The sequence below is a fragment of the Variovorax sp. YR750 genome, from assembly GCF_900109805.1.
Classification (GTDB): domain Bacteria; phylum Pseudomonadota; class Gammaproteobacteria; order Burkholderiales; family Burkholderiaceae_C; genus Variovorax; species Variovorax gossypii.
Genome location: NZ_FOBJ01000001.1, coordinates 690480 through 713343, shown reverse-complemented (window position 1 = coordinate 713343; position 22864 = coordinate 690480). Strand labels below are relative to the sequence as shown.

23 protein-coding genes are annotated in these 22864 nt (G+C 68.2%); 14 read left to right on the top strand and 9 right to left on the bottom strand.

Features of this window, described 5'->3' with window-relative positions:
- Positions 1 to 15: 15 nt before the first annotated feature.
- The 3 genes from BMY35_RS03280 to BMY35_RS03270 all read left to right on the top strand — a co-directional run bounded on the left by BMY35_RS03280 (position 16) and on the right by BMY35_RS03270 (position 2923).
- A complete protein-coding gene (locus BMY35_RS03280; protein ID WP_093195537.1) occupies positions 16 to 831 on the top strand; it encodes an ABC transporter ATP-binding protein in 816 nt (271 codons plus the stop codon).
- Positions 831 to 1667, top strand: a complete 837-nt coding sequence (locus tag BMY35_RS03275; protein WP_093195536.1) for an ABC transporter permease — start codon at positions 831 to 833, stop codon at positions 1665 to 1667. Before BMY35_RS03280 ends, BMY35_RS03275 begins: the two co-directional genes overlap by 1 nt.
- Before the next feature lie 68 nt (positions 1668 to 1735).
- Positions 1736 to 2923: a low temperature requirement protein A gene (locus tag BMY35_RS03270; protein ID WP_093195535.1), complete on the top strand. Its 1188-nt coding sequence runs from the start codon at positions 1736 to 1738 to the stop codon at positions 2921 to 2923.
- Positions 2924 to 2965: 42 nt separating this feature from the next.
- Here the strand turns inward: BMY35_RS03270 and BMY35_RS03265 are convergent, their stop codons facing one another.
- Complete coding sequence (locus BMY35_RS03265; RefSeq protein WP_093195534.1) at positions 2966 to 4591, bottom strand: transglycosylase SLT domain-containing protein; 1626 nt, start codon at positions 4589 to 4591, stop codon at positions 2966 to 2968.
- Positions 4588 to 5376 (bottom strand): hydroxyacylglutathione hydrolase, encoded by a 789-nt coding sequence (gloB, locus tag BMY35_RS03260; RefSeq protein WP_093195533.1) that lies wholly within the window; start codon positions 5374 to 5376, stop codon positions 4588 to 4590. Before gloB ends, BMY35_RS03265 begins: the two co-directional genes overlap by 4 nt.
- A 19-nt stretch (positions 5377 to 5395) precedes the next feature.
- On the opposite strand from gloB, the gene BMY35_RS03255 reads away from it, so the two are divergent.
- Positions 5396 to 6148: a class I SAM-dependent methyltransferase gene (locus tag BMY35_RS03255; protein WP_093195532.1), complete on the top strand. Its 753-nt coding sequence runs from the start codon at positions 5396 to 5398 to the stop codon at positions 6146 to 6148.
- 46 nt (positions 6149 to 6194) lie between these two features.
- Complete coding sequence (rnhA, locus tag BMY35_RS03250) at positions 6195 to 6644, top strand: ribonuclease HI (protein ID WP_093195531.1); 450 nt, start codon at positions 6195 to 6197, stop codon at positions 6642 to 6644.
- A gap of 133 nt (positions 6645 to 6777) precedes the next feature.
- Here the strand turns inward: rnhA and glp are convergent, their stop codons facing one another.
- The 5 genes from glp to BMY35_RS03225 form a co-directional block, all read right to left on the bottom strand.
- Positions 6778 to 8094, bottom strand: a complete 1317-nt coding sequence (gene glp / locus BMY35_RS03245) for a molybdopterin molybdotransferase MoeA (RefSeq protein ID WP_093195530.1) — start codon at positions 8092 to 8094, stop codon at positions 6778 to 6780.
- Positions 8091 to 8726, bottom strand: a complete 636-nt coding sequence (gene mobA / locus BMY35_RS03240) for a molybdenum cofactor guanylyltransferase MobA (protein WP_093195619.1) — start codon at positions 8724 to 8726, stop codon at positions 8091 to 8093. Before mobA ends, glp begins: the two co-directional genes overlap by 4 nt.
- 14 nt (positions 8727 to 8740) lie before the next feature.
- On the bottom strand, positions 8741 to 9889 hold the full coding sequence (gene moaA, locus BMY35_RS03235; protein ID WP_093195529.1) for a GTP 3',8-cyclase MoaA: 1149 nt from the start codon (positions 9887 to 9889) through the stop codon (positions 8741 to 8743).
- Positions 9890 to 9947: 58 nt separating this feature from the next.
- Positions 9948 to 11231, bottom strand: coding sequence for a serine hydrolase domain-containing protein (locus tag BMY35_RS03230; RefSeq protein ID WP_093195528.1), 1284 nt, complete (start codon positions 11229 to 11231; stop codon positions 9948 to 9950).
- An 88-nt stretch (positions 11232 to 11319) separates the two neighbouring features.
- Positions 11320 to 12009 carry a hypothetical protein gene (locus BMY35_RS03225; RefSeq protein WP_093195527.1) on the bottom strand — a complete coding sequence of 230 codons (690 nt, stop codon included), beginning with the start codon at positions 12007 to 12009 and terminating at the stop codon, positions 11320 to 11322.
- 204 nt (positions 12010 to 12213) lie between these two features.
- On the opposite strand from BMY35_RS03225, the gene BMY35_RS03220 reads away from it, so the two are divergent.
- A complete protein-coding gene (locus BMY35_RS03220) occupies positions 12214 to 12849 on the top strand; it encodes a superoxide dismutase (protein ID WP_093195526.1) in 636 nt (211 codons plus the stop codon).
- An 11-nt stretch (positions 12850 to 12860) separates the two neighbouring features.
- Positions 12861 to 13784 (top strand): ZIP family metal transporter, encoded by a 924-nt coding sequence (locus BMY35_RS03215; protein WP_093195525.1) that lies wholly within the window; start codon positions 12861 to 12863, stop codon positions 13782 to 13784.
- 93 nt (positions 13785 to 13877) lie between these two features.
- Here BMY35_RS03215 and BMY35_RS03210 read toward each other — a convergent pair whose 3' ends face one another.
- Together BMY35_RS03210 and BMY35_RS03205 are read right to left on the bottom strand one after the other, a co-directional pair.
- On the bottom strand, positions 13878 to 15311 hold the full coding sequence (locus BMY35_RS03210) for an aldehyde dehydrogenase family protein (protein WP_093195524.1): 1434 nt from the start codon (positions 15309 to 15311) through the stop codon (positions 13878 to 13880).
- Between the two features lie 63 nt (positions 15312 to 15374).
- Positions 15375 to 15926 (bottom strand): peroxiredoxin, encoded by a 552-nt coding sequence (locus BMY35_RS03205; protein ID WP_093195523.1) that lies wholly within the window; start codon positions 15924 to 15926, stop codon positions 15375 to 15377.
- Positions 15927 to 16087: 161 nt separating this feature from the next.
- Between BMY35_RS03205 and BMY35_RS03200 the strand changes: the two genes are divergently transcribed.
- From BMY35_RS03200 to BMY35_RS03170, 7 genes are read left to right on the top strand one after another with little or no spacing between them, the layout of a single operon-like run.
- Positions 16088 to 17665, top strand: a complete 1578-nt coding sequence (locus BMY35_RS03200; protein WP_093195522.1) for a phospholipase D family protein — start codon at positions 16088 to 16090, stop codon at positions 17663 to 17665.
- Between the two features lie 9 nt (positions 17666 to 17674).
- On the top strand, positions 17675 to 18445 hold the full coding sequence (locus BMY35_RS03195) for a sterol desaturase family protein (RefSeq protein WP_093195521.1): 771 nt from the start codon (positions 17675 to 17677) through the stop codon (positions 18443 to 18445).
- Positions 18429 to 19376, top strand: a complete 948-nt coding sequence (locus tag BMY35_RS03190) for a fatty acid desaturase family protein (protein WP_093195520.1) — start codon at positions 18429 to 18431, stop codon at positions 19374 to 19376. Before BMY35_RS03195 ends, BMY35_RS03190 begins: the two co-directional genes overlap by 17 nt.
- Positions 19377 to 19379: 3 nt before the next feature.
- Positions 19380 to 21296 (top strand): StlD/DarB family beta-ketosynthase, encoded by a 1917-nt coding sequence (locus tag BMY35_RS03185; RefSeq protein ID WP_093195519.1) that lies wholly within the window; start codon positions 19380 to 19382, stop codon positions 21294 to 21296.
- A complete protein-coding gene (locus tag BMY35_RS03180) occupies positions 21280 to 22203 on the top strand; it encodes a DUF6999 family protein (protein ID WP_093195518.1) in 924 nt (307 codons plus the stop codon). The genes BMY35_RS03185 and BMY35_RS03180 overlap by 17 nt, the downstream gene beginning before the upstream one ends.
- A 17-nt stretch (positions 22204 to 22220) precedes the next feature.
- Entirely contained in the window at positions 22221 to 22592 is a 372-nt protein-coding gene (locus BMY35_RS03175) for a hypothetical protein (protein WP_093195517.1), read from the top strand.
- Positions 22579 to 22809, top strand: coding sequence for a hypothetical protein (locus BMY35_RS03170; RefSeq protein WP_019653008.1), 231 nt, complete (start codon positions 22579 to 22581; stop codon positions 22807 to 22809). The genes BMY35_RS03175 and BMY35_RS03170 overlap by 14 nt, the downstream gene beginning before the upstream one ends.
- Positions 22810 to 22864 lie beyond the last annotated feature (55 nt).

Below are 22864 nucleotides of genomic sequence, written 5' to 3'. Positions count from 1 at the left end.
CGGGTTTTTTATGCCATGTCCGACCACGCACTCGAACTCCTCTCCATCAGCTGCACCTTTCTCTCGAAGGACGATCCGGGCCAGCGCTACACGGCGGTGGCCGACACCACCCTGCGGGTGAAGGCGGGTGAATTCGTCTCGGTGGTCGGGCCCACGGGCTGCGGCAAGTCGACGCTGCTGAACGTGGGCGCGGGCCTGCTGGAGCCTTCGTCGGGCACGGTGAAGGTCTTCGGGCAGACGCTCTCGGGCATCAATGCGCGCGCCGGCTACATGTTCCAGACCGAGGCGCTGATGCCATGGCGCAGCGCCATCGACAACGTGATGGTGGGCCTGCAGTACCGGGGCGTGCCTGAGGCGCAGGCACGCGAGCAGGCCGAGGCGTGGCTCTCGCGCGTGGGCCTCTCGGGCTTCGGCGACCGCTATCCGCACCAGCTCTCCGGCGGCATGCGCAAGCGCGTGGCGCTGGCGCAGACCCTGGTGCTCGATCCCGACATCATCCTCATGGACGAGCCCTTCAGCGCCCTCGACATCCAGACGCGCCAGCTGATGGAGAACGAGGTGCTCGAGCTCTGGAGCGCGAAGAAGAAGGCGGTGCTCTTCATCACGCACGACCTCGACGAAGCCATTGCGATGAGCGACCGCGTGGTGGTGCTGTCGGCCGGGCCGGCCACGCATCCCATCGGCGAATTCGCCATCGACCTGCCGCGCCCGCGCGACGTGGCCGAGGTGCGCACGCAGCCGCGCTTCGTCGAGCTGCACACCCAGATCTGGGAAGTGCTGCGCGACGAGGTGCTCAAGGGCTACGCGCAACAACTCAGGAAGGCCGCGTGATGGCACGGCTCGGCCTGAACGAACGCAACGCGCGCTTCTGGCAGCTGGCGCTGCTGGTGGTGATCCTCGTGGCGTGGCACATCGCCTCGCGCAACCAGCAGATCGCCTTCTTCCTCGGCGAGCCGATCCAGGTGGCGGGCCGCATCTGGAGCTGGTTCCTGCCGTTCGAGATTCCGGCCAACGCGCTCTTCCCCGAAGGACTGAAGGGCAACGCCGACATCTACCAGCACCTGGGCACCACGCTGCTCGAGACGGTGCTGGCCTTCGGCATCGGCACCGTGCTCGGGCTGGCCTGCGGGCTGTGGCTGGCGCTCGCGCCCACGGCGAGCCTGATCCTCGATCCGTACATCAAGGCCGCCAACTCGATGCCGCGCGTGATCCTCGCGCCCATCTTCGCGCTGTGGTTCGGCCTGGGCATCTGGAGCAAGGTGGCGCTGGCCGTGACGCTGGTGTTCTTCATCGTGTTCTTCAACGTCTACCAGGGCGTGCGCGAGGTGAGCCCGGTGGTGCTGGCCAACGCGAAGATGCTGGGCGCCAACCAGCGGCAGCTGCTGCGCACGGTGTACCTGCCGAGCGCGACGAGCTGGGTGTTCTCCAGCCTGCACACGTCGGTGGGGCTGGCCTTCGTGGGGGCGGTGGTGGGCGAGTACCTGGGCTCGGCGCGCGGCGTGGGCTACCTGATCCTGCAGGCCGAAGGCACCTTCGACGTCAACACGGTGTTCGCGGGCATCGTGGTGCTCACGGCCTTCGCGCTGGCGCTGGACGGGATCGTCGGGGTCATCGAGCGGCGCCTCATGAAGTGGCAACCCAAGACCGGCGAGACCGAGAAGCTCTAGCGTTGCCCGTGCGATGATCGCGCGCGGCTCCGCAGGGCGCCGCAACGATTCATGGGGGTAAACGAACAATGAGCCACGACAACAACAGGCGGGCCACGACCCTGCGCTCGCGCAGCGAGGCGGCACGGGTCTCGAACGAAGAGCTTTTCTTCGACCTGGTCTACGCGTTCTCCGTCACGCAGCTTTCCCACTACCTGCTCGACCACCTCACGCTCCTCGGGGCGCTGCAGACGCTGGTCATGTGGTTCGCCGTCTGGCTGGGCTGGCAGTACACGGCCTGGACCACCAACTGGTTCAACCCCGGCACGCTGCGCATCCGCGGCGTGCTGTTCGCGATCATGCTGCTGGCGATGGTGATGGCCTCGGCGCTGCCCGGCGCCTTCGCCGAGCGAGGGCTGGTGTTCGCGCTCTGCTTCGTGGGCATCCAGGCGGGGCGCACGCTGTGCATGCTGATCGCCATCGGGCCGAACGATCCGCTTACGCCCAACTTCCGTCGCCTGCTGGCGTGGAACTGCGTGGCCGGGGTGTTCTGGATCGCCGGCGGCCTGGCCGAGGGGCAGACGCGCCTCGTGCTGTGGCTCGGCGGCGTGCTGTGCGAATACATCGCGCCGATGATCGGCTTGCGCTTTCCGGGCCTGGGCCGCTCGCTGACCAGCGACTGGACCATCGACGGCGGCCACCTCGCCGAGCGCTGCCAGCTCTTCGTGATCGTCGCGCTGGGCGAGTCGGTGCTGGCCACCGGCATCGCCTTCGGCCACCACCCCGAGTGGCACGGCATCGACCTGTTCGCACTGATGGTGGGCTTCGCGGGCAGCCTGGCGATGTGGTGGATGTACTTCGACACCAGCGCCAAGGAGGCGACGCACGTCATCGAGCATGCGAAGGACCCGGGCGGCATCGGTGCCAAGTTCCACTACACGCACGTGATCCTGGTGGCGGGCATCATCGTCTGCGCCGTGGCGGACGAGCTGACGATCGGCGAGGGCTCGCACCACGCCGAGCTCAAGTACCTGGGGGCGCTGATCGGCGGACCGGCGATCTACCTGTTCGGCAATGCACTATTCAAGCGCGTGGTGCGCGGCTTCCTGCCGCAGTCTCATCTCTTCGGGCTGGGCTTCCTGGCCGTGCTCGCTATCTTCGCGTCGCACATGACGGTGCTGGTGGTGGGAACGCTCACCACCGTCATCATGATCGGCGTCGCCGCGATGGAGGCCGTGGTGCGCAGAAGGGCACAGCAGGCGGCGAAGGCTCACTGAGCCTTCGTTCGCGCGCTCGTTCGTTCGCGGTTTTTCAGCGCTTCAGCGCTTCTTCTTGGAGGGCGTGCCGCCGCGCTTCTCGCGCACGACCTGCTGCTTGCTGCTGGCAGGCACCTTGACGACGCTGCCGGCGCCGCGCGGAGCGGCAGCCTTCGAAGGCGTGCCGCCACGGCGGGCGGGAGTTGGTGCCGCGGCATGCGAAGTGGCGCGGATGCCGGTGCCAGCGCGGGCAGCGACCGTCGCGCGCACGGGCAGGTACACCACCACGCTGTAGCCGCGCTTGAACGCGTGGTTCGGCTTCACGTCGTTCCACTCGGCCACGCTGGCGGGCTTGAGGTTGTAGCGGCGCGCGATGCTCGCGACGCTGTCGGCGCGGCCGGCCTTCACGGTCGTGCGGCGCGTGACGATCTCGGGCTGGAAGCTCAGGTGGCCGCCGTCGGCCACCACGGCAGCCACGTCTTCCTTCACGCGGGCGCCGCGCGGCACGATCAGCGTCGAGCCGGTCTTGATGAGCATCCGCGGCGGGATGTTGTTGATGGAGCGCAGGTCGTTCTCGCTCATGCCCGAGCGCTGGGCGGCGTCGGCCACCGTCATGGTGTTGGGCACGACCCAGGCGGTCCAGCTGGCGTACTGGCCCTGCGAGTAGGCGTCGAAGTTGCGCTGGAACACGGCGGCGTTGTCCCAGGGCAGCAGGATCTGCGGCGTGCCGGCCGCGATCAGCACCGGCTTGTGGGCGGCCGGGTTCAGCGCGCGGAAGTCCTCGAGGCGCACGTCGGCCAGCTTGGCTGCGAGCTCCACGTCGAGGTCGCGCGTGAGCGTGACGGTCTGGAAGTACGGGTGGTTGGCGATCAGCGGCAGCTCGGTGTTGAAGGCCTGCGGATTCGCCACGATGTTCTTCACCGCCTGCAGCTTGGGCACGTACATGCGCGTCTCGGCGGGCATGGTGAGGTCGCTGTAGGTGGTGGGCAGGCCCAGTCGCTGGTTCTTGGCGATGGCGCGGCTCACGCTGCCTTCACCCCAGTTGTAGGCGGCCAGCGCGAGCTGCCAGTCGCCGAACATGCCGTAGAGCTTCTGCAGGTAGTCGAGCGCGGCGCGGGTGGAGGCCACCACGTCGCGGCGGTCGTCGCGGAAGATGTTCTGCTTCAGGTCGAAGTCGTTGCCGGTGGCCGGCATGAACTGCCACATGCCCGCTGCGCGCGCGCTGGAGATGGCCTGTGGGTTGAACGCGCTCTCGATGTAGGGAAGCAGTGCGAGCTCGGTCGGCATGTTGCGACGCTCGAGTTCCTCGACGATGTGGAAGATGTACTTGTTCGAGCGCTCCGTCATGCGCTGGATGTAGTCGGGCCTGCTGGCGTACCACTGCTCGCGGTCGCGCACCAGGTCGTTGTCGAGGTCCGGCATCTTGAAGCCGCGGCGGATGCGGTCCCACATGTCGACCGGCGGCGCGAGCGTGACGACGCTCTGCGAACGGGCCTGGCCGCTGGCAAGTGGGGAGAGTGCGTCGCGAGGATAGACGGGGGCCGCGCTGCCGGCGACCTTGGAGCCGGTGCCGCCGGCCTGCGACGACGAGGAGGGGGAAGAAGAGGAGGGAGAGGAGCTGTTGTTCGTGCCCGCGCAGCCCGCGAGCACCAGTGAACCTGCAATGCAGGTGGCAGCGATCAGTTTCATCGGAAGTCGTTTTTCCATTGGCGCAGTGCGGCGAACACGTCGGCCTCTGCCGCATCGGCAGCAAGCTCGGCGTGGGCACGCACCGCTCGAAGGACAGTGGCTTCGCGGCTGCGAAGAAAGGGGTTGACCTGGCGTTCGATCGCCAGTTGGGACGGCAGCGTGGGCTGCCCCTGCGCGCGCAGGCTTTCACAGCGCGCGTTGTAGTGAGTCAGCTCGGCGTTGGCCGGTTCCACCGCCTGCGCGAAACGCAGGTTAGAAAGTGTGTATTCATGCGCGCAGCAGATGCGCGTGTCGCCGGGCAATGCGGCCAGCGCGTCGAGCGAGGCCAGCATCTGCGCGGGCGTGCCTTCGAAGAGGCGCCCGCAGCCGCCGGAGAAGAGCGTGTCGCCGCAGAAGAGCAGCGGAGTGTCGGCGGGTGCGGTTTGCGCGGCGGGCAGGAAGTACGCGATGTGCCCCGCCGTATGGCCCGGCACGTCGATGACCTCGAAGCGCAGGCCCAGCACCTCGGCGATGTCGCCCTGCGCAAGCGGCGTGAAGGGCTCGGGGATGCGCTCGCGGGCGGGGCCCCACACCTGCGCACCGGTGGCAGCATGCAGCGCGGCCACGCCGCCCGTGTGATCGGGGTGATGGTGCGTGACTAGAATCGCGGCCAGTTGCAGCTTGTGGCGCGCCAGCGCGTCGAACACCGGTTGGGCATCGCCCGGATCCACCACGATGGCGTGGGACCCGTCGTGCAGCATCCAGATGTAGTTGTCAGCGAAGGCGGGCAGCGGAACAAGGGTCATGAGCGGTCAAATTATAGGTTTGCAGGATTGGTTCGCGACCCCCCCGGGGCGGTACCTGCTGGCTTGGGAGCAGGCCCAGTTCGATCAGGCGGTGGCCGACGTGTTCGGCTATCACGCGCTGCAGCTGGGCGCCGCGGAGGTCGACGGCCTGCGCGCCAACCGCATGCCGCACCGCTGGCTGGCGCTGGACGATCCCGCCCGCGCCGGCAAGGCGACGCTGCTGGCCGACTTCGCGGCACTGCCGTTCGCGGCCAACAGCCTCGACCTGGTGGTGTTGCCGCATGCGCTCGAGCTGAGTCCCGATCCGCACGCCACCCTGCGTGAAGTCGAGCGGGTGCTGGTGCCCGAGGGCCGCGTGGTGATCTGCGGGCTCAACCCGACCAGCCTCTGGGGCATGCGGCAGCGCCGCGCTCACATCTATCGCCGGCTCGGCATCGGCGACCTCTACCTGCCCGAAGGCGGGGAGTTCATCGGCTACTGGCGCATGCGCGACTGGCTGCGCCTGCTGAGCTTCGAGGTGGAGTCGGGCCGCTTCGGCATCTACCGGCCGGCGGTGCGCAGCGAGGCCTGGCTGGAGCGCTCGCGCTGGATGGACGCCGCCGGCGAGCGCTGGTGGCCCATCTTCGGTGCGGCCTACTTCCTGGTCGCGGTGAAGCGGGTGCGCGGCATGCGCATGCTGAGCGCCGACTGGCGCCGTGCCGGAGCCCGTGCCACGGCGCCCGTGCCCATTGCGGGCAAGGTGCACCGCAGCGGCGAGCCCAACAAGAACTGAAATTGAAACTGAAATCGATAGAGATGAAGAAAAAGGAAAAGCTGGTTTGAACGAAGTCGTGATCTACACCGATGGCGCCTGCAAGGGCAATCCCGGCCCCGGCGGCTGGGGCGCGTGGCTCAAGTCGGGCGCCACCGAGAAGGACCTGTTCGGCGGTGAACTCAACACCACCAACAACCGCATGGAGCTGACCGCGGTCATCGAGGGCCTCGCCGCCCTCAAGCGGCCCTGCAAGGTGCTGCTCTACCTCGACAGCCAGTACGTGCGCAAGGGCATCACCGAATGGATCCGCGGCTGGAAGGCCAAGGGCTGGGTCACCGCCAGCAAGGAGCCGGTGAAGAACGTCGAGCTCTGGAAGCGGCTCGACAAGCTGGTGAACGAAGGCGGCCACCAGATCGAATGGCGCTGGGTCAAGGGCCACTCGGGCGACCCGGGCAACGAGCGCGCCGACATGCTGGCCAACAAGGGCGTGGACAAGGCCCTGGGCCGAATCTAGGTAGTCCCGGGGGGCCGTTGATACGAGGCCCCCGCTCGAGGACACCGAGGAACCGGCTCCGCCGGGCCTCAGGTGTCGCCCCCGGCGAGGGGGTTGGCGAAGCGACACGAAGTGCGCGAAGCCTGGGGGAGTGCTAGATGTTCCCGTCGAACATCATCACGTCCACTTCCTCGCCGGGGCCCACGCTGCCCTGGTCGTGGCGCAGCACCACGAGCCCGTTGGCTTCCAGCATCGAGCTGAGCACGCCCGATCCCTGGTTGGCCGCCACGCAGACCTCCGGCAGCGCGCCGGGCACGGTCTTCACGAAACCGCGTTGATATTCGGTGCGGCCCGGCTTCTTGCGGATCGGGCCCGTGGTGCGCGCGCGCAGCAGCGGCGATGGCGCGGCCGCTGCTTCGTGGCAGCCCATCATGCGCAGCAGGGCGGGTCGCACGAAGGCCAGGAACGTCACCATCACGGCCACCGGATTGCCCGGCAGGCCGAACAGCACGGCAGGCTGCGAAGAGGCTTCGCGCGGGATCAGCCCCACCGCCAGCGGACGCCCCGGACGCATCGCCACGCGCCAGAAGGCCATGTCGCCCAGCTTCTGCATCACGTCGCGCGTGTGGTCGGCCGCGCCCGCGCTCACGCCGCCGCTGGTGATGATGGCGTCGGCCTCGCGCGCGGCACGCTGCAGCGTGGCGGCGAGCGCGGCCGGGTCGTCGCGCACCAGGCCGAGATCGACCACCTCGCAGCCCAGCCGGGCGAGCAGGCCGAAGACGGTGTAGCGGTTGCTGTCGTACACCGCGCCTTCGCGTGGCGCTTCGCCCAGGCTCAGGATCTCGTCGCCGGTCGAGAAGCAGGCCACCCGCAGCCGTCGCAGCACGGGCACGCCGGGCAGGCCCAGGCTGGCGACCATGCCGAGCGCGGCGGGCGACAGGCGCTCGCCCTTGCGTAGCGCGGGCTGACCCTTCATGAGGTCTTCGCCGGCAAAGCGGCGGTTGTCGCCGCGGCGCAGCACCCTGGCGGGAAAGCACACGCGGTCGCCGTCGACCTTGCAGAACTCCTGCGGAATGACGGTGTCGAGGCCCGCCGGCATCATCGCGCCGGTCATGATGCGCACTGCGTCGCCAGGCCCGAGAGTGCCGCGCCAGGCTGCCCCGGCCAGCGCCGTGCCTGCCACGCGCAGCGCGACGGAGGCGTCGATGGGGGCGTTGTCGGGCAGCACTGCGCCGTCGAAGGCGTAGCCGTCCATGGCGGAGTTGTCGTGCGGCGGAACGCTGACGGGCGAGACGATGTCCTCGGCCAGCACGCGGCCGAGGGCGTCGAACAGCGAGATGCTCTCGCGCTGGGTGACGACGGCAGTGGCCGTCAGCTGGGAAAGAAAGGCGTGGACCGCCTCGACGCTCAGGTCGGCGGCGCCGTCGTGGCCCGCGAGGGCTGAAGAGGCGATGTCGGCAATGCGGCTCATCGGTTTTCGAGGGCGTGCAGTTCGGCCAGGGTATTGGCGTTGAAGAAGGCGTCGGGCGCGTCGCCGGGACGGTCGAAGGGCACGTGCACCGCGCGGTGCTGCGAGATCCATGCATGGACCTTGCGGCCGCCGGCGGCGGTGTAGCGAAGCAGGCTGTCGCGCAGTTCGGCGCGCAGCAGGCAGAAGACGGGTTGGGGCCGCAGCGCCGGCCCGTCTTCGGTGGCCTCGGGGGCGAGGGCCATGGCGATGTCGGCCTGGCCGGCGATCGCGGCTTCGGCGAGCCGGGCGGCGAGGTCGGACGGGAACAGGGGCGTGTCGCAGGGCACGGTCAGCAGCCATGGCGTGGAGCAGTGCTCCAGCCCGGCCAGGAAGCCCGCCAGCGGGCCCGGGTAGTCCGGGAGGCTGTCGGGCCACACCGGCACGCCGAGGGCCTCGTATTCGGCCAGGTTGCGGTTGGCATTGACCATGAGCGGGCCGACCTGCGGCGCCAGCCGCCGCATCGCATGCAGCGCCAGCGGTTCCCCGTTGAAGGGCTGGAGCCCTTTGTCGATGCCGCCCATGCGCGAACCGCGTCCGCCGGCCAGCAGCAATCCCGTGATGTCGGCGGGCGCGATGACGGCGTGCGCGGGCATGGCGGCCGCCTGCCTCATCCGCCGATGTAGCTCATCTCGACGCGGCGCGGCGCCTTGTCGTGGGCGCCGCCGTCGCCTTCCGGACCGTGCAGGGCGCGCAATTCGGAATAGCGGTCGGCACGGCCCTGCCAGATGTGGCCGATGGCAGAGGCGATGTCCTCGTCGCTGGCGCTGCCGCGCAGCAGCGGGCGAAGGTCGTGGCCGGCGCTGGCGAAGAGGCACAGGTAGAGCTTGCCTTCGGTCGAGAGCCGCGCGCGGCTGCAGTCGTGGCAGAAGGCCTGGGTGACGCTGCTGATGACGCCGATCTCGCCGCTGCCGTCCGCATAGGCCCAGCGCCGGGCGGTCTCGCCGGGCGTGGTGGCTCCCATCGGCACCAGCGGGAATTCGGAATGGATGCGCGTGATGACGTCGGCCGAGGGCAGCACCTCGTCCATGCGCCAGCCGTTGGTGGCGCCCACGTCCATGTACTCGATGAAGCGCAGGATCACCTTGCCGCCGTGGTGCGTGCGGAAGTAGCGCGCCATCGGCAATATTTCCTGCTCGTTGGTGCCGCGCTTGACCACCATGTTGACCTTGACGGGGCCCAGTCCGGCGGCCAGCGCCGCGTCGATGCCGGCCAGCACGTCGGCCACCGGGAAGTCGACGTCGTTCATCTGGCGGAACACCGCGTCGTCGAGGCTGTCGAGGCTGACGGTCACGCGCTGCAGGCCGGCGGCGTGCAGCCGGGCGGCCTTGCGCGCGAGCAGGGAGCCGTTGGTGGTCAGCGTCAGCGCCAGCGGCTCGCCGGTGGGCGTGCGGATCGCGGCGAGCTGCTCGATCAGGCCCTCGATGTTCTTGCGCAGCAGCGGCTCTCCACCGGTCAGCCGGAGCTTGCGCACGCCGTGCGAGGCGAACAGGCGGGCCAGCCGTGTGATTTCCTCGAAGCTCAGCAGCGCGCTGTGCGGCAGGTACTTGTAGTCCTTGTCGAACACGTCCTTGGGCATGCAGTAGCTGCAGCGGAAGTTGCAGCGGTCGGTCACGCTGATGCGCAGGTCGGTCAGCGGCCGGCCCAGGCGGTCGAGCAACATGCCCGTGGCGGGCACGGCTACCTCCGGCACGGCCACCGTGGGGCGTGCGCGGCCGATGCTGGAGATCGGAATGACGGTGCTGCTGCTGTTCTTCATGGGTTCACGGGGCGGGGCCTGATTTTGCGCCAGGCTCCAAGGGCCTGTGGAACACAGGCTACTTGATCACCGCCGCATAAATCATGTCCCGGGTCAATGTTCTGTAATGTGTCCTGAATTTCGGCGACTGCAGCATCAGCACCACGAACATCTCGTTCTTCGGGTCGACCCACATGTAGGTGCCGCCCGCGCCGCCCCAGTTGTATTCGCCGCCGGCCGAGGGGTAGGGCGCCTCGCCGTCGTTGCGGCGCACGGCAAAGCCCAGGCCGAAACCGTAGCCCGGTCCCGGCAGGTACAGCGGGCCGGGCACGATGCCGGCGCCCGCGTTGGAATGATCGGCGGTCATCAGCGCGATGGTGCGCGGGCCTAGGTAGCGCTTGCCGTCGAGCGAGCCGCCGTTGATCAGCATCTGCAGGAAGCGCGCGTAGTCGTTCGCGGTCGACACCAGCCCGCCGCCGCCCGATTCGTACCTGCGCACCACGCGCGGGTCGTTGAATTCGGCGCCCACGCCGAAGCTGCGGTCGTTGGGCAGCGGCTCGGCGATGCGCGGCTGGCGCGCCGGCTCGGGCACGTAGTAGGTGGTGTCCTTCATGCCGAGAGGGTCGAAGAGCCGGGCTTTCTCGAACTGGTAGAGCGACTGGCCCGACGCCACCTCGATCACGCGCCCGAGGATGTCGGTCGACTGGCTGTAGTCCCAGGTCGTGCCGGGCTGGTAGGCCAGCGGCAGCTTGGCCAGGCGCTGGGAGAACTCGGCCAGCGTCGGGTCGCCGGCGCCCAGGTCGGCGGCGTTGTAGGCCTGCTTCACGAGGCCCGGGCCGAAGAAGCCGTAGGTCAGGCCCGAGGTGTGGCGCATCAGGTCCTGCACGGTGATCGGGCGGCGCGCGGGCACCGTCTCGAGCACCGGCTTGCCGTCGGCGCCGGGCTTCTCGACGCCCACGGTCATGCTGGCGAACTCGGGCAGGTAGGCCGAGATCGGGTCGTCCAGCTTCAGGCGGCCGTCTTCCACCAGCATCATCGCGGCCACCGTGGTGATGGGCTTGCTCATCGAGTAGATGCGGAAGATGCCGTCGCGCGGCATCGGTGTGCCGGCCGCGCTGTCGAGCCTGCCGACAGGCTCGAACCACGCCACCTTGCCCTGTCGCGCCACAAGCAGTACCGCGCCCGGGATCTTGCCGGCGGCCACGTCGGCCTTGAGCACGTCGGTGAGCATCTGCAGGCGCTCGGTCGAGAGGCCGACCTGCTCCGGCTTCGCGGCGGGCAATTGCTGCGCCGCCGCAAGCAGGGGAAGGGCCAGGCCCAGGCCGAGCACGGCCGCGCGCAGGTTGCGCTTCAGGAATCTCATGGTGTCGTCTCCGTCTTGTCGTGGTGGGTGAAAAACCGCAACCGCCCGGCGGTCTCGCGTGCCGCCTTCGCTGAACTCCCCTCGGGGGCTATCCGCGGCAGAGCTTCAGGTTCGTGCGCGTGGCGCGGACCACGGGCAGGAAGATCTCGGCGTCGGCCGGCGGGTAGTTTTCCTTGATGCCGTCGTCGGTGCGGGCGGCGTCCTCGGCCAGCGGCTGCAGCGTCTTCAGGCAGGCGGCGCGGTCGTTGAGCTTGAACTGCGTGAGCGCGAGGTCGTTGCGCAGCCAGGCCTTGGTGATCCAGTCGAGGGTCTTGTCGCAGTCCGACAGCACGGGGGCGAGGGTGGTCTGCGCCGTGGCGTAGTCCTTCGCGTCGTACAGGCGCTTGAAGCTCTTGCGCGAGCCGGCCACGGCCTTGTCGGTGCAGGCGGGGGCGGGGCGGATGTAGGCGCCCTCGAAGCCGGCGCGCATGCCGCAGTAGTCGCGGCACTGGTCCGATCCGTTGGTCGTGACCTGCACCTTGTCGGCATTCAACGCGAAGCTCAGCACGCATCCCGTGTCGTCGAGCTTGGCCTTGCCGCGCGCGATGGTGCCGTCCAGCGCGCAGGTGTGTGCGTTGGCGCCGATGGTGGTGATGTCGAAGTGCCCGTTGGGCTTGACGCGCAGCGAGCCGCTGCCGCCTTCGTAGATGTAGTCGCCGGCCGGCGGCGTGGCGGGCTCGGCGGCGGCGAGGCCGGCGCCAAGGAGCAGTACGAGGGGAAGGATGCGTGCGAGCTTCATCGTTTGAGATCTCCCGGAAACGTGCTGCAGGGCAGTGTATCGGTCGTTTCAGGAAGCTTCCGCGGCCATCGGAAATGGCCGGTTTGCACCATCCATGCCTCATATGTCTTGACATAGACAATGAGAATTCCTATCATTTGGACGCCTGAGTACGCAGCACGTCGACGACGCAAAGGGCTCTTCCAATCAAGGAGCTTCCCGACCGTGCCGTACACCCTCCCAGCCTTGCCCTATGCCTTCGATGCGCTCGAACCCCACATCGACGCGCAGACCATGGAAATCCACCACGGCAAGCACCACCAGACCTACGTGAACAACCTCAACGCGGCCCTGAATGGCACGCCGCATGAGGAAACACCGCTCGAAGAGCTGATCGCCGGCGTCGAGCAGCTGCCCGAGGCGCTGCGCGCGCCGGTGCGCAACAACGGCGGCGGCCACGCCAACCACACCCTGTTCTGGACCGTGATGGCCCCCGTCGGCCAAGGCGGCGGCGGTGCACCTGCTGGAGCGCTGGCCAACGCCATCGACGCCGACCTGGGCGGCTTCGATGCGTTCAAGGAAGCTTTCACCAAGGCTGCCCTCACGCGCTTCGGCAGCGGCTGGGCGTGGCTGTCGGTGGGCCCCGGCGGCAAGCTCGCGGTGGAAAGCAGCGGCAACCAGGACAGCCCGCTGATGCGCGGCATCGGCTCGGGCAACACGCCGATCCTCGGGCTCGACGTGTGGGAGCACGCGTACTACCTCAAGTACCAGAACCGCCGCCCCGAATACATCGCGGCCTTCTACAACGTCGTGAACTGGGCCGAGGTGGCCCGGCGCCACGCTGCCGCCACCGGCGGCTGAGGAGCAAGCCCATGAACGAGCCGCAGCAGGGCACGGTGGCGCAGGGCGGTCGGCCGAGGCCCGTGCGGCCGATGCGCGAATGGATCGGCTTCGCCATCGTCGCGGCGGGTGCGCTGGTGGGCGTCGTCCAGTTCTGGCAGTTCGTGCGATCCGATCCGCTGGTGTGGAACGCCTTGCTCGGCGGCTCGGTCGCCGCGCTGGCGACGGCGCTCGGCACGCTGCCGGTGCTGTTCTCGCAGAAGCTGCCGGAGCGGCTGCAGGACACGCTGTTCGGATTCGGCGCCGGCGTGATGCTCGCGGCCAGCGCCTTCTCGCTGATCATCCCGGGCCTGGAGGCCGCGAAGAACGCGGGCACCTTCGGCGGCGGGAGCTGGGCCGCGGGCGGGGTGATCGGCTCCGCCATCCTGCTCGGCGGCATCGTCCTGATGCTGCTGGACCGCGTGCTGCCGCACGAGCACTTCATCAAGGGGCGCGAAGGCAACGCCGCGAAGCAGCTGCGCCGTACCTGGCTCTTCGTGTTCGCGATCGCGCTGCACAACGTGCCGGAAGGCCTGGCCATCGGCGTGGGCTACGCGGCCAACAACGGGCTGCGCGCCGACGCGCTGGCCACCGGCATCGCCATCCAGGACGTGCCCGAGGGCCTGGTGGTCGCGGTGGCGCTGCTGGCCGCCGGCTACAGCCGCGTGTTCGCGGTGCTGATCGGCATGCTCTCGGGACTCGTGGAGCCGCTGGGCGCCGTGCTGGGCGCGGCAGTGGTGGGCCATTCGGCGATGCTGCTGCCCTGGGGGCTGGGCTTCGCTGCGGGCGCGATGCTTTTCGTGATCAGCCACGAGATCATTCCCGAATCGCACCGCAAGGGGCACGAAGCCTTCGCCACCAGCGGGCTGATGATCGGCTTCGTGCTGATGATGCTGCTGGATACCGCGCTGGGGTAGGGCTCCCTTCGCAGGACACCGCGGAACCGGCTTTGCCGGGCCGCAGGTGTCGCCCCGCTGAGGGGGCGCGAAGCCTGGGGGGAGGGCCCGGTTCTAGCCGTGCTTGACGGCGACGGTCTTCAGCGTGGTGAAGCCGTACAGGGCCTCGAAGCCCTTCTCGCGGCCGTAGCCGGAAGACTTCACGCCGCCGAAGGGCAGCTCGACGCCGCCGCCGGCGCCGTAGTTGTTGATGAAAACCTGCCCGCTCTTCACGCGCTTGGCCATGCGGAACTGGCGCGCGCCGTCGGCCGTCCAGACGCCGGCAACCAGCCCGAAGTGGGTGGCGTTGGCGAGCGCCACGGCTTCGTCTTCATCGGCGAACTGCATCGCGGCCAGCACGGGGCCGAAGACTTCTTCCTGGGCGAGGCGGTGGTTCACCGGCACGTCGCGCAGCAGGGTGGGGGCCTGGTAGAAGCCGGTCTCGGGCGCTTCCTCGACCACGATGCCTTGCGCCACCATCGGGATGCCGGCGTGCTGCGCGTCGCTCAAAAAGTCCCACACGCGCTGCTGCTGCGTCTGGCGGATCAGCGGGCCCACGTCGAGGTCCATGGCCGCGGGGCCCACGCGCAGCGCTTCGAAGGCATGGCCCAGGCGCTCGAGCAGCGGTTCGTAGATGTCGCGCTGGATCAGCACTCGCGAGCCGGCCGAGCAGGTCTGGCCGGCGTTCTGCACGATGGCGTTGATGACCACCGGAATGGCGGCGTCCAGGTCGGCGTCCGCGAAGATGATCTGCGGGCTCTTGCCGCCCAGCTCCAGCGTGACGGGGCAATGCCGCTCGGCCGCGACCTGCTGGATCAGCGTGCCGATCTTCGGGCTGCCGGTGAAGCTGATGTGGTCGATGCCCGCATGCCGGGCGAGCGCGTCGCCGACTTCATGGCCGTAGCCCGTCACGATGTTCAGCGCGCCGGCCGGAAAGCCGACATCGGCCGCCAGTTGTGCCACGCGGATCAGCGAAAGGCAGGCGTCTTCCGCCGGCTTCACCACGCACACATTGCCCGCCGCCAGGGCGCCGCCCACGCTGCGCCCGAAGATCTGCATCGGGTAGTTCCAGGGAATGATGTGGCCGGTAACGCCGTGCGGCTCGCGCCAGGTGAAGACGCTGTAGCCGTCCTGGTAGGGAATGGTCTCGCCGTGCAGCTTGTCGCAGGCGCCGGCGTAGAACTCGAAGTAGCGCACCAGCGCCACGGCGTCGGCACGGGCCTGCTTGACGGGCTTGCCGCAGTCGCGCTGCTCGATCAGCGCGAGCTCGTCGACATGCTCGGCGATCTTCTGCGAGAGCTTGAAGAGAAGGCGGCCGCGGTCGGCGGCGCTGACCTTGTGCCAGACACCCTCGAAGCAGTCGCGCGCGGCGCGCACGGCGGAGTCGATGTCGGCGGCGTTGCTGCGCTGGATTTCGTCGAAGGGCTGGCCGTCGGAGGGATCGATGACCGGCAGGGTGCGGCCGGAGGAGGACGGAACGTCCGCGTTGGCGATGTAGTTGAGCTGCATGGGGCTGGATTTTGCGCGAAGCATGCAAAAGCCGTGGCCGCCGCCCGGCACAAACCCCAACCGCTACTTGGCGGCAGTTTTCGGCAGCGCCTTCACCGCGTTCAGCATGCGCTCCACGTGCTTGTCCGGATTCAGGTTCTGGTAGTAGTAGGCCACCTTGCCGTCCGGCGCGATCACGTACGACAGGCGGTTGGCGAAATCGGGCCGGGTCTGCATCAGCGCGTCGAAGCCCTGGATCACGGTCTTGCCCTCGTCGGAGGCCACCGGAAAGCGGCTCTGGCAGGACTTGACCGAGAACCTGGACAGGGTACCTATGTCGTCCGCCGAAACGCCGATCACGCTGGCGCCCAGCGCGGCGAACTGATCGATGGCTTCGGCGAAGGCATGGGCCTCGATCGAGCAGTCGTTGGAGTCGGCCGCCGGAAAGAAGTACACCACCACCGGGCCCTTGGCGAGCGCGTCGGCCAGCGAATAGCGGAAGGTCTTGCCGCCGAGGGCGGCGTTGGCGGTGAACTTGGGAACGGGATCGCCGATGTCCAGGGCGGCCCAGGCAGGATGTGCAAGGGCGGTAAAAAACGCCATCCAGGCGATGCGGTGGAGGTGCGAACGAGCCATGATGTAACTCCGCAGCGGTGTGGATCGAATTCTAGGTCGGAGCCTTCGCAAGAAAAGCCTTGAAACCGATACAAGCCGGCCAGCGTAAAGAACGAGAACGAACAGGACAGTCGGACACCACGATGAGAAGAAGAGAAGAACTGAGCAACGGAAGCACCATCATGAACGCCTGGTTCTCAACCTTTCTGCGCATCGCGCTTGCGGGCGCCCTGGCCGCGGTGCTCGGCGCCTGCGGCTCGCTGCCGCCGGCGCGGGAGCGGCCCGCGGAGTTCGCCGCCTCCGCCGATTCTTCGACCATGCTGGCGAAGATCGTCGCCGCCTCGACGCCGCCCGAGGAGCATTCGGGCTTCCGGCTGATGCCGCTGGGCGTGTATTCGCTCGACGCGCGCCTCCAGCTCGCCCAGCGGGCGCAGCGCTCGCTGGTGGTGCAGTACTACCAGCTCGAGAACGACCCCGTCGGCCGCCTGCTGCTGCGCACGCTGCGCGAGGCGGCGATGCGCGGCGTGAAGGTGCGGGTGCTGGTGGACGACCTCTACACCGTCAAGAGCCAGCAGCTGCTGCTGGCGCTGTCGGAGACGCCCAATGTCGACGTGCGCCTGTTCAATCCCTTCTGCTGCGGGCGCAACGGCTTCCTGTCGCGCTTCGCGGCGTCGCCCTGGGAGATTCCGCGGCTCAACCATCGCATGCACAACAAGCTCTTCATCGCCGATGGCGTGATGGCGGTGGTGGGCGGGCGCAACATCGCCGAGGAGTATTTCGTGCTGAACGAGGCACAGAACTTCATCGACATGGACGCGCTGGTGGTCGGCAAGGTGGTGCCGCAGCTCGAGTCGATCTTCGACGCCTACTGGAACAGCCAGCAGGTCTGGCCCATCGCCGACATCGTGACGGGCGAGGGCGGTCGCAAGCCGAATGGCGCCGACTTCGACAGCTGGGTGGGCATGGCGGCACCGCCGCCGAAGGTGGTGCTGCCGCCGTCCGACATCCTGGGCTACGGCCCCATCGCCGAGGAGCTCGACGCCGGCCGCATGGGCCTGCTGTGGGGCGAGGCGCGCGCCATTGCCGATCCGCCCACCAAGCCCACGACCATGACGGCGGATGAGGCCATCGCCACCAGCGTCACGATGAAGGTCTGGGCGCTGCTGCTCGACGCCCAGAGCGAGGTCGACCTGACCTCGCCCTACCTGGTGCCGGGCGAGCGCGGCATGGAGGCGTTCCAGGACCTGGGCCGGCGCAAGGTCAAGCTCACGCTGCTGACCAATTCGCTGGCCGCCAACGACGAGCCGCTGGTGCACACCGGCTACGCGCGCTACCGTGAGAAGCTGCTGCAAAGCGGCGCCGACCTGTACGAGCTGAGCCCGCAGCGAACCACCGCGGGCGAACGCTTCGGCATGTTCGGCAAGTCGCTCGGGCGGCTGCATGCCAAGACCGCCGCCATCGACAAGAGGCGCATCTTCATCGGCTCGATGAACCTCGATCCGCGCTCGGCCAGCCAGAACACCGAGATGGGGCTGGTGGTCGACAGCCCGCAGTTGGCGCGCGAGATGCTGCGCGTCATCAACATCAGCAAGCTGCAGAACTCCTACCGGCTGCGGCTGGCCAAGGACACCGGCACGCTGGAGTGGCTCACCAACGACGGCGAGAAGGAGATGATCCTGACGACCGAGCCGGAGTCGGGCTTCTTCAAGCGCTTCTACAACATGCTCATCGCGCCGATCGTTCCCGAGATGCTGTTGTAGCCTCGGGGGATGGCGCAGACCTTCACCTCGTTGTCCGCCCCGCAGGTCATGCTGTGGGGCCTGCTTTTCTTCGGCGGCATCTATCTTTGCTTCGGCGCCGCCACCTGGCTGCTGACGAAGCGCGTGCTGCCGGCGCTCGGCGTCGGGCGGGTGCTCGATCCGCGGCCGCTGCAGCCGGGGCAGCTGCGGCGCGAGCTGACGCAGTCGGGCGTGTCGGTGCTGATCTTCGGGCTGGGCATGGTGTTTCCGTGGGGGCTGCTGCAGCTGGGCTGGGCGCGGCTCGATCCCGATGCGGGGTGGCGGCAGATCGCGGTGGAAATCATCGTGCTCGCGATCTGGAACGACGTGCATTTCTGGATCAACCACCGGCTGCTGCACACGCGCTGGCTGCGGCGTTTCCATGGACCGCACCATCGCTCGTTCGTGACCACGCCGTGGTCGACCTACAGCTTCCACCCGATCGAGGCGCTGATGCTGGGCAACGTGATCCTGCTGCCGATGGTGGTGCACGACTTCAGCTTCTGGTCGCTCGCGGCTGTGCCGGTGTTCAGCCTGTTCTTCAACTGCATCGGGCACTCGAACTACGACTTCTTCACCGGCGTGTCGTACAGCCACTGGTTCGCTGCTAGCCGCCGGCACCATCTGCACCACGCGGTGCACAACGGCAACTACGGCTTCCAGTTCACCTTCATGGACCGGCTGTTCGGCACGCGCGTTGCGGCCGACGCGGCCGAACCGGTTCTCCAGGCTTTCCGAAAGAAGCATGGCGCCACGGCCTGACGCGGGCCGCCGCCTGCCTTTGCTGCGCCACTGGCGCGACTGGCAGAGCCTCGCCTACCTCGTGGCTCTGCCCGCGTTGGCGACGTGGCAGTGGTTCCACGGCTTCGACGTGCTGCTCTACGGTCTGATGCTGTTCCTGACGCTCGGCGTCGGCGTGATCCACCACAACCACGTGCACCTGCGGATGTGGCGCAGCAGGCGCCTGAACAGGCTCACCGATTTCTGGATCACGCTGCTGCAGGGCCATCCGACCTTCGTGTTCTGGCCCGCGCACGTGGCCAACCATCATCGCCACCGGCACGGACCGAAGGACGTGGCGCGCACCTATCGCTTCGGCGGCGACACCAACCACCTGTGGGGTTACCTGCTGCATCCGTTCCAGGCCGTGTGGGTGCTGATGCCGCTCTTCTTCGCGTGGCTCGGGCGGCTGCGGCTGCATCGCCGCGGGGCCTGGCGCTACTGCATGGCGCAGTACGCGGTGTGGCTGGCGAGCTGGGCGGTGCTGCTGGCGATCGACTGGCGCAAGGCGCTGCTGTTCGTGATCGTGCCGCAGCTGCACGGCCTGCACTGGTTGCTGGCGACCAACTACCTGCAGCACGCGCACGCCGACGGCCGGAAACCTATGCGGAAGGAGGCGCCGGGGGCATCGCGCGATACCGCGGGTAGCCGCTTGAACTACGCACGCAATTTCGAAGGGCTGGTGAACCCGTTGCTGTTCAACATCGGCCTGCACACCGCACACCACGAGAACCCGCATGCCCACTGGTCCGAGCTCACCCGCCTGCATCGCGCGCACTACCGCGCGCAGGTGGACCCCGTGCTCAACGAGGGCGGGCTGGTGCCGTACATGGTGCGCGTCTTCGTGCTGGGGGCCGTGTGGCCGCGTTTTCGCAGCCGCCCGCTGATGCCCCGCGATTCATCAACTCACTGAACCATGCCTGTCTCATTCCAACGCGTGTACCTAGAAAGCGCCGGCTACTTCATGCCGGGCGAGCCGATTTCCAACGACCGCATGGACGCGTACATCGCGCCGCTCAACCGCATGTCGGAGCGCATCAAGCGGCGCATCCTGGCGGAGAACGGCATCCTCACGCGGCACTACGCGATCGACGCCGAAGGCGTGACCCGGCACACCAATGCGCAACTGGCGGCCGGCGCGATCCGCGACTGCCTGCAGCGCGGCGGCGCGGAGCTGTCGCGGGTGTCGCTGCTGGCCAGCGGCTCGTCGGGCGGCGATACGCTGATGCCGGGCTTCGCCAACATGATCCAGGGCGAGCTGGCGGCACAGCCCATGGAAACGCATTCGGTGCACGGCATCTGCGCGGCGGGCGTGTCGGCGATCCAGACGGCCGCGCAGGGCATCGAGCTGGGCGCGCATCGCTCGGCGATGGCGGTGGCCAGCGAGATGCCGTCGCGCCTCTTCAAGCGTTCGCGCTTCGCGGCTCGCGGCTACGAGACCGACTTCGACTCGCACTTCCTGCGTTGGATGCTGTCCGATGGCGCGGGCGCCTTGCTGCTGTCCGACGGTGCACAGGCCCTGGCGGGCTCGCCGGGCCTGCGCCTGAAGCTGAAGTGGGTGCACCAGCGTGCTTTCTCGGGCGACTATCCGGTCTGCATGCAGCTGGGGCTTACCGAGGACCGCGCGCGCGGCCATCTCGACTTCGGCTCATGGGCCGAGGCCGAGGCTGCGGGTGCGCTGTCGCTGCGGCAGGACATCCGGCTGCTGCCGCACCTGTTCGACATCGGCATCCACGAATACGCGGGGCTGGTACGTGACGGCTGGGTCGATCCGAAGCGGGTCGACCACTTCCTGTGCCACTACTCGTCGGAGAAGTTCATCCCGGTGGTCGAGGACCTGATGGCCAAGGCCGACCTGTCGATCCCGCGCGAGCGCTGGTGGAGCAACCTCGCGTGGCGCGGCAATACCGGGGCGGCGTCGATTCTCGTGATGCTGGCCGAGTTCCTGCACACCAGGTGGCTGAAGCCGGGCGAGCAGATCTTCTGCTACGTGCCGGAATCGGGGCGCTTCATGGCGGCGTACATGCTGCTGGAGGTGGAAGCTGTCGATGCCGCGCCTGTCGTGGTGGCGCCGCGCGCGGCGGCGGTTCCCGATGACGACCTCGTGATCGCTCCCCCGCACGACCCCGACGCCGCACCCGAGGGGCTGGGCGCGCTGCTGACCGAGCTGGCCGCCATCTGGCACGACTACCGCTCGCGCGCGTGGCGCACGCCGCTGATCCGCCAGATCCGCGAGCGCCGCTTCGCCGTGCCCGACTACCTGAACTGGATGGAGCAATGGGTGCCGCAGGTGCGCGAGGGCAGCAAGTGGATGCGCGAAGGCGCCGCCTCGCTGAGCGAGCCGTACCAGATGCTGGCCTCGCTGATCGGCGTGCACGCGGGCGAGGAGCAGAACGACTTCAACATCCTCTTCAGCGACTATCGCAAGGCCGGCGGCATGGTCGAGAACATCGAGGAGCTGCGCCGCAACCCCGGCGGCGAGGCGCTCAATGCCTACCTGCACGGCCTGGCCGCAACGCGCGACCCGATCGGCCTGCTGGGGGCGATCTACATCATCGAGGGCACGGGGCAGCGCATCGTGCCGGCGCTGCTGCCGTTGCTCAAGGCCAGCCTGAAGCTGCCACCGGATGTTTTCCGCTTCCTCGAATACCACGGCCACAACGACGAGAACCACCTGAGCCGCTGGCTCACGGCCGTGGAGATGGTGATGGCCGTGGAAGGGCAGGCGCGCGCCGCCGGCCAGATCGTCGAGACCGCGCGACACACGGCCGCGCTATACCTGATGCAGTTCCAACACATCACGCAGCGAATGCCCCATGGATCGAACGCCTGAATTCCTGACGCAAGCCCACGACGAGCGCGACCCCAGCCCCTGGCTGGCGCTCTACCTCGACCAGAGCACGCCGCTGCCCGACGACGTCAAGGCCGCCTGGCTGGCCGATTCGAGTTCGGGCTCGCGGCAGTACCTGCTGCCGTTCCTGAGGCCGATCGCGCGGCTGACGATCATCCTGATCCAGATTGCCAAGGTCTTCGTGCCGCGCAACTGGTCGCATTCGATCCTGCTGCATCGGCTGCTGGCCTGGGGGCTGAAGCGCTTCGTGTCGCCGGAGGCCAACTGGCTGATCCTGCGGCACTTTCACCTGGGCTCGCAGATCCTGGCCTTCATCGGGCGGAATTCGCCGGCGCCGGTGGCCACCAACCCGCTGGAGCCGGCCGACATCGACGCGCTGAAGGACGAGATGTTCCTGAAGCACGACCTGAACCTCTTCAACTTCGTGATCCGGCTGAACACCGCGCTGCGCGACAGGGGGCTGGCGCTGTGCAAGGCCGAGAAGGTCGATTTCTCGATGATCCGGGAGCCTGGGCTGCGGCTGGAGGACATGCCTCAGGGCAGGCTGAATTTCCTGGACCTGCAGAGCGCCATCGAGCTCTTCACGCCGCTGTACCAGCTGATGCTCACGGACAACGATTTCTGGCGCGCGGCCAACTCCCTGCAGCTGGACGAGACCATCGGCATCTATGCGGCGACGATCCTGAACGCGCCGGAACACCTGATCCTGGTCAACAACAAGCACCCGCTGGTGCCGCTGTCGACCCTGCGGGCGGGGCACCGGCTGGTGATCCACGGGCTGTCGACCGAAATGCTTCACAGCCTGCTGCAGCGGATGCAGGCGGCGCACCAGAAGGCCGAAAACGCCGGCCAGCCGGAGACAACCCTGTACGAGCAGCCACTTGCATAGGCGTATGCTGCCCCCAGATGCAGGCCATGAACACGACCGATAATCCGTCTCCCAGGACCGATCTGGCAGTGACCCACGTGTTGGCGCAACTGCTGGAGAAGCTTGAGCACAGCGCCGTACCCGTTGGGGCGGAGCAGTACCGTTCCGTGGTCGAACACCTCGTGCATGAGTTCGAGGACGTCGAGCAGGGCGCCGAACTAGGTCGCCTGCTCGATGCCTATCCGGCCGCGGCCGAGGTCTACGAGAACCTCAATTACAAGCACGCCGGGCTTTGCCGCTCGGCGTTGGACGCTTCCCTGGCGGCCGAAATCGGTGCCCGGGAAGCCATTGCACGCGCAATGCGCCGTGCAGAACCGAACAGCAAGGACAAGATGCATGGCGAAGGGTGAAGTGAAGACTGCGGTGGTGGCGGACGGGCTGCGCTACAAGTCGAAGGCGCCGGGCTCGCCGTTCCGCGCCTCGGCGTCGTTCAGCGGGGCGACCATGTCGTGCTTCATGTGCGGCAAGCACCGCGTGCGCTCCCAGCTGCGCACCCGCCAGGTGCTGGGCAAGTCGCAGACCGTGTGTGCGCCTTCGTGCAAGGCGCTGGACGAAGCCCTCGAATAGGGCCTTGGCGGTGCCTGATGGGGTACCCAGCTACCACATCGAGGAGGCATTTTGG

Coding starts and splice junctions, on each gene's coding strand:
- gloB (WP_093195533.1), bottom strand. CDS start 5,376: ATGACCCTTGTTCCGCTGCCCGCCTTCGCTGACAACTACATCTGGATG.
- BMY35_RS03185 (WP_093195519.1), top strand. CDS start 19,380: ATGCCTGTCTCATTCCAACGCGTGTACCTAGAAAGCGCCGGCTACTTC.
- BMY35_RS03265 (WP_093195534.1), bottom strand. CDS start 4,591: ATGAAACTGATCGCTGCCACCTGCATTGCAGGTTCACTGGTGCTCGCG.
- BMY35_RS03190 (WP_093195520.1), top strand. CDS start 18,429: ATGGCGCCACGGCCTGACGCGGGCCGCCGCCTGCCTTTGCTGCGCCAC.
- BMY35_RS03205 (WP_093195523.1), bottom strand. CDS start 15,926: ATGGCTCGTTCGCACCTCCACCGCATCGCCTGGATGGCGTTTTTTACC.
- BMY35_RS03180 (WP_093195518.1), top strand. CDS start 21,280: ATGGATCGAACGCCTGAATTCCTGACGCAAGCCCACGACGAGCGCGAC.
- BMY35_RS03280 (WP_093195537.1), top strand. CDS start 16: ATGTCCGACCACGCACTCGAACTCCTCTCCATCAGCTGCACCTTTCTC.
- BMY35_RS03215 (WP_093195525.1), top strand. CDS start 12,861: ATGAACGAGCCGCAGCAGGGCACGGTGGCGCAGGGCGGTCGGCCGAGG.
- BMY35_RS03275 (WP_093195536.1), top strand. CDS start 831: ATGGCACGGCTCGGCCTGAACGAACGCAACGCGCGCTTCTGGCAGCTG.
- mobA (WP_093195619.1), bottom strand. CDS start 8,726: ATGCCCGCGCACGCCGTCATCGCGCCCGCCGACATCACGGGATTGCTG.
- BMY35_RS03210 (WP_093195524.1), bottom strand. CDS start 15,311: ATGCAGCTCAACTACATCGCCAACGCGGACGTTCCGTCCTCCTCCGGC.
- BMY35_RS03175 (WP_093195517.1), top strand. CDS start 22,221: ATGCAGGCCATGAACACGACCGATAATCCGTCTCCCAGGACCGATCTG.
- BMY35_RS03225 (WP_093195527.1), bottom strand. CDS start 12,009: ATGAAGCTCGCACGCATCCTTCCCCTCGTACTGCTCCTTGGCGCCGGC.
- BMY35_RS03195 (WP_093195521.1), top strand. CDS start 17,675: ATGGCGCAGACCTTCACCTCGTTGTCCGCCCCGCAGGTCATGCTGTGG.
- BMY35_RS03170 (WP_019653008.1), top strand. CDS start 22,579: ATGGCGAAGGGTGAAGTGAAGACTGCGGTGGTGGCGGACGGGCTGCGC.
- BMY35_RS03200 (WP_093195522.1), top strand. CDS start 16,088: ATGAACGCCTGGTTCTCAACCTTTCTGCGCATCGCGCTTGCGGGCGCC.
- glp (WP_093195530.1), bottom strand. CDS start 8,094: ATGAGCCGCATTGCCGACATCGCCTCTTCAGCCCTCGCGGGCCACGAC.
- BMY35_RS03230 (WP_093195528.1), bottom strand. CDS start 11,231: ATGAGATTCCTGAAGCGCAACCTGCGCGCGGCCGTGCTCGGCCTGGGC.
- moaA (WP_093195529.1), bottom strand. CDS start 9,889: ATGAAGAACAGCAGCAGCACCGTCATTCCGATCTCCAGCATCGGCCGC.
- BMY35_RS03270 (WP_093195535.1), top strand. CDS start 1,736: ATGAGCCACGACAACAACAGGCGGGCCACGACCCTGCGCTCGCGCAGC.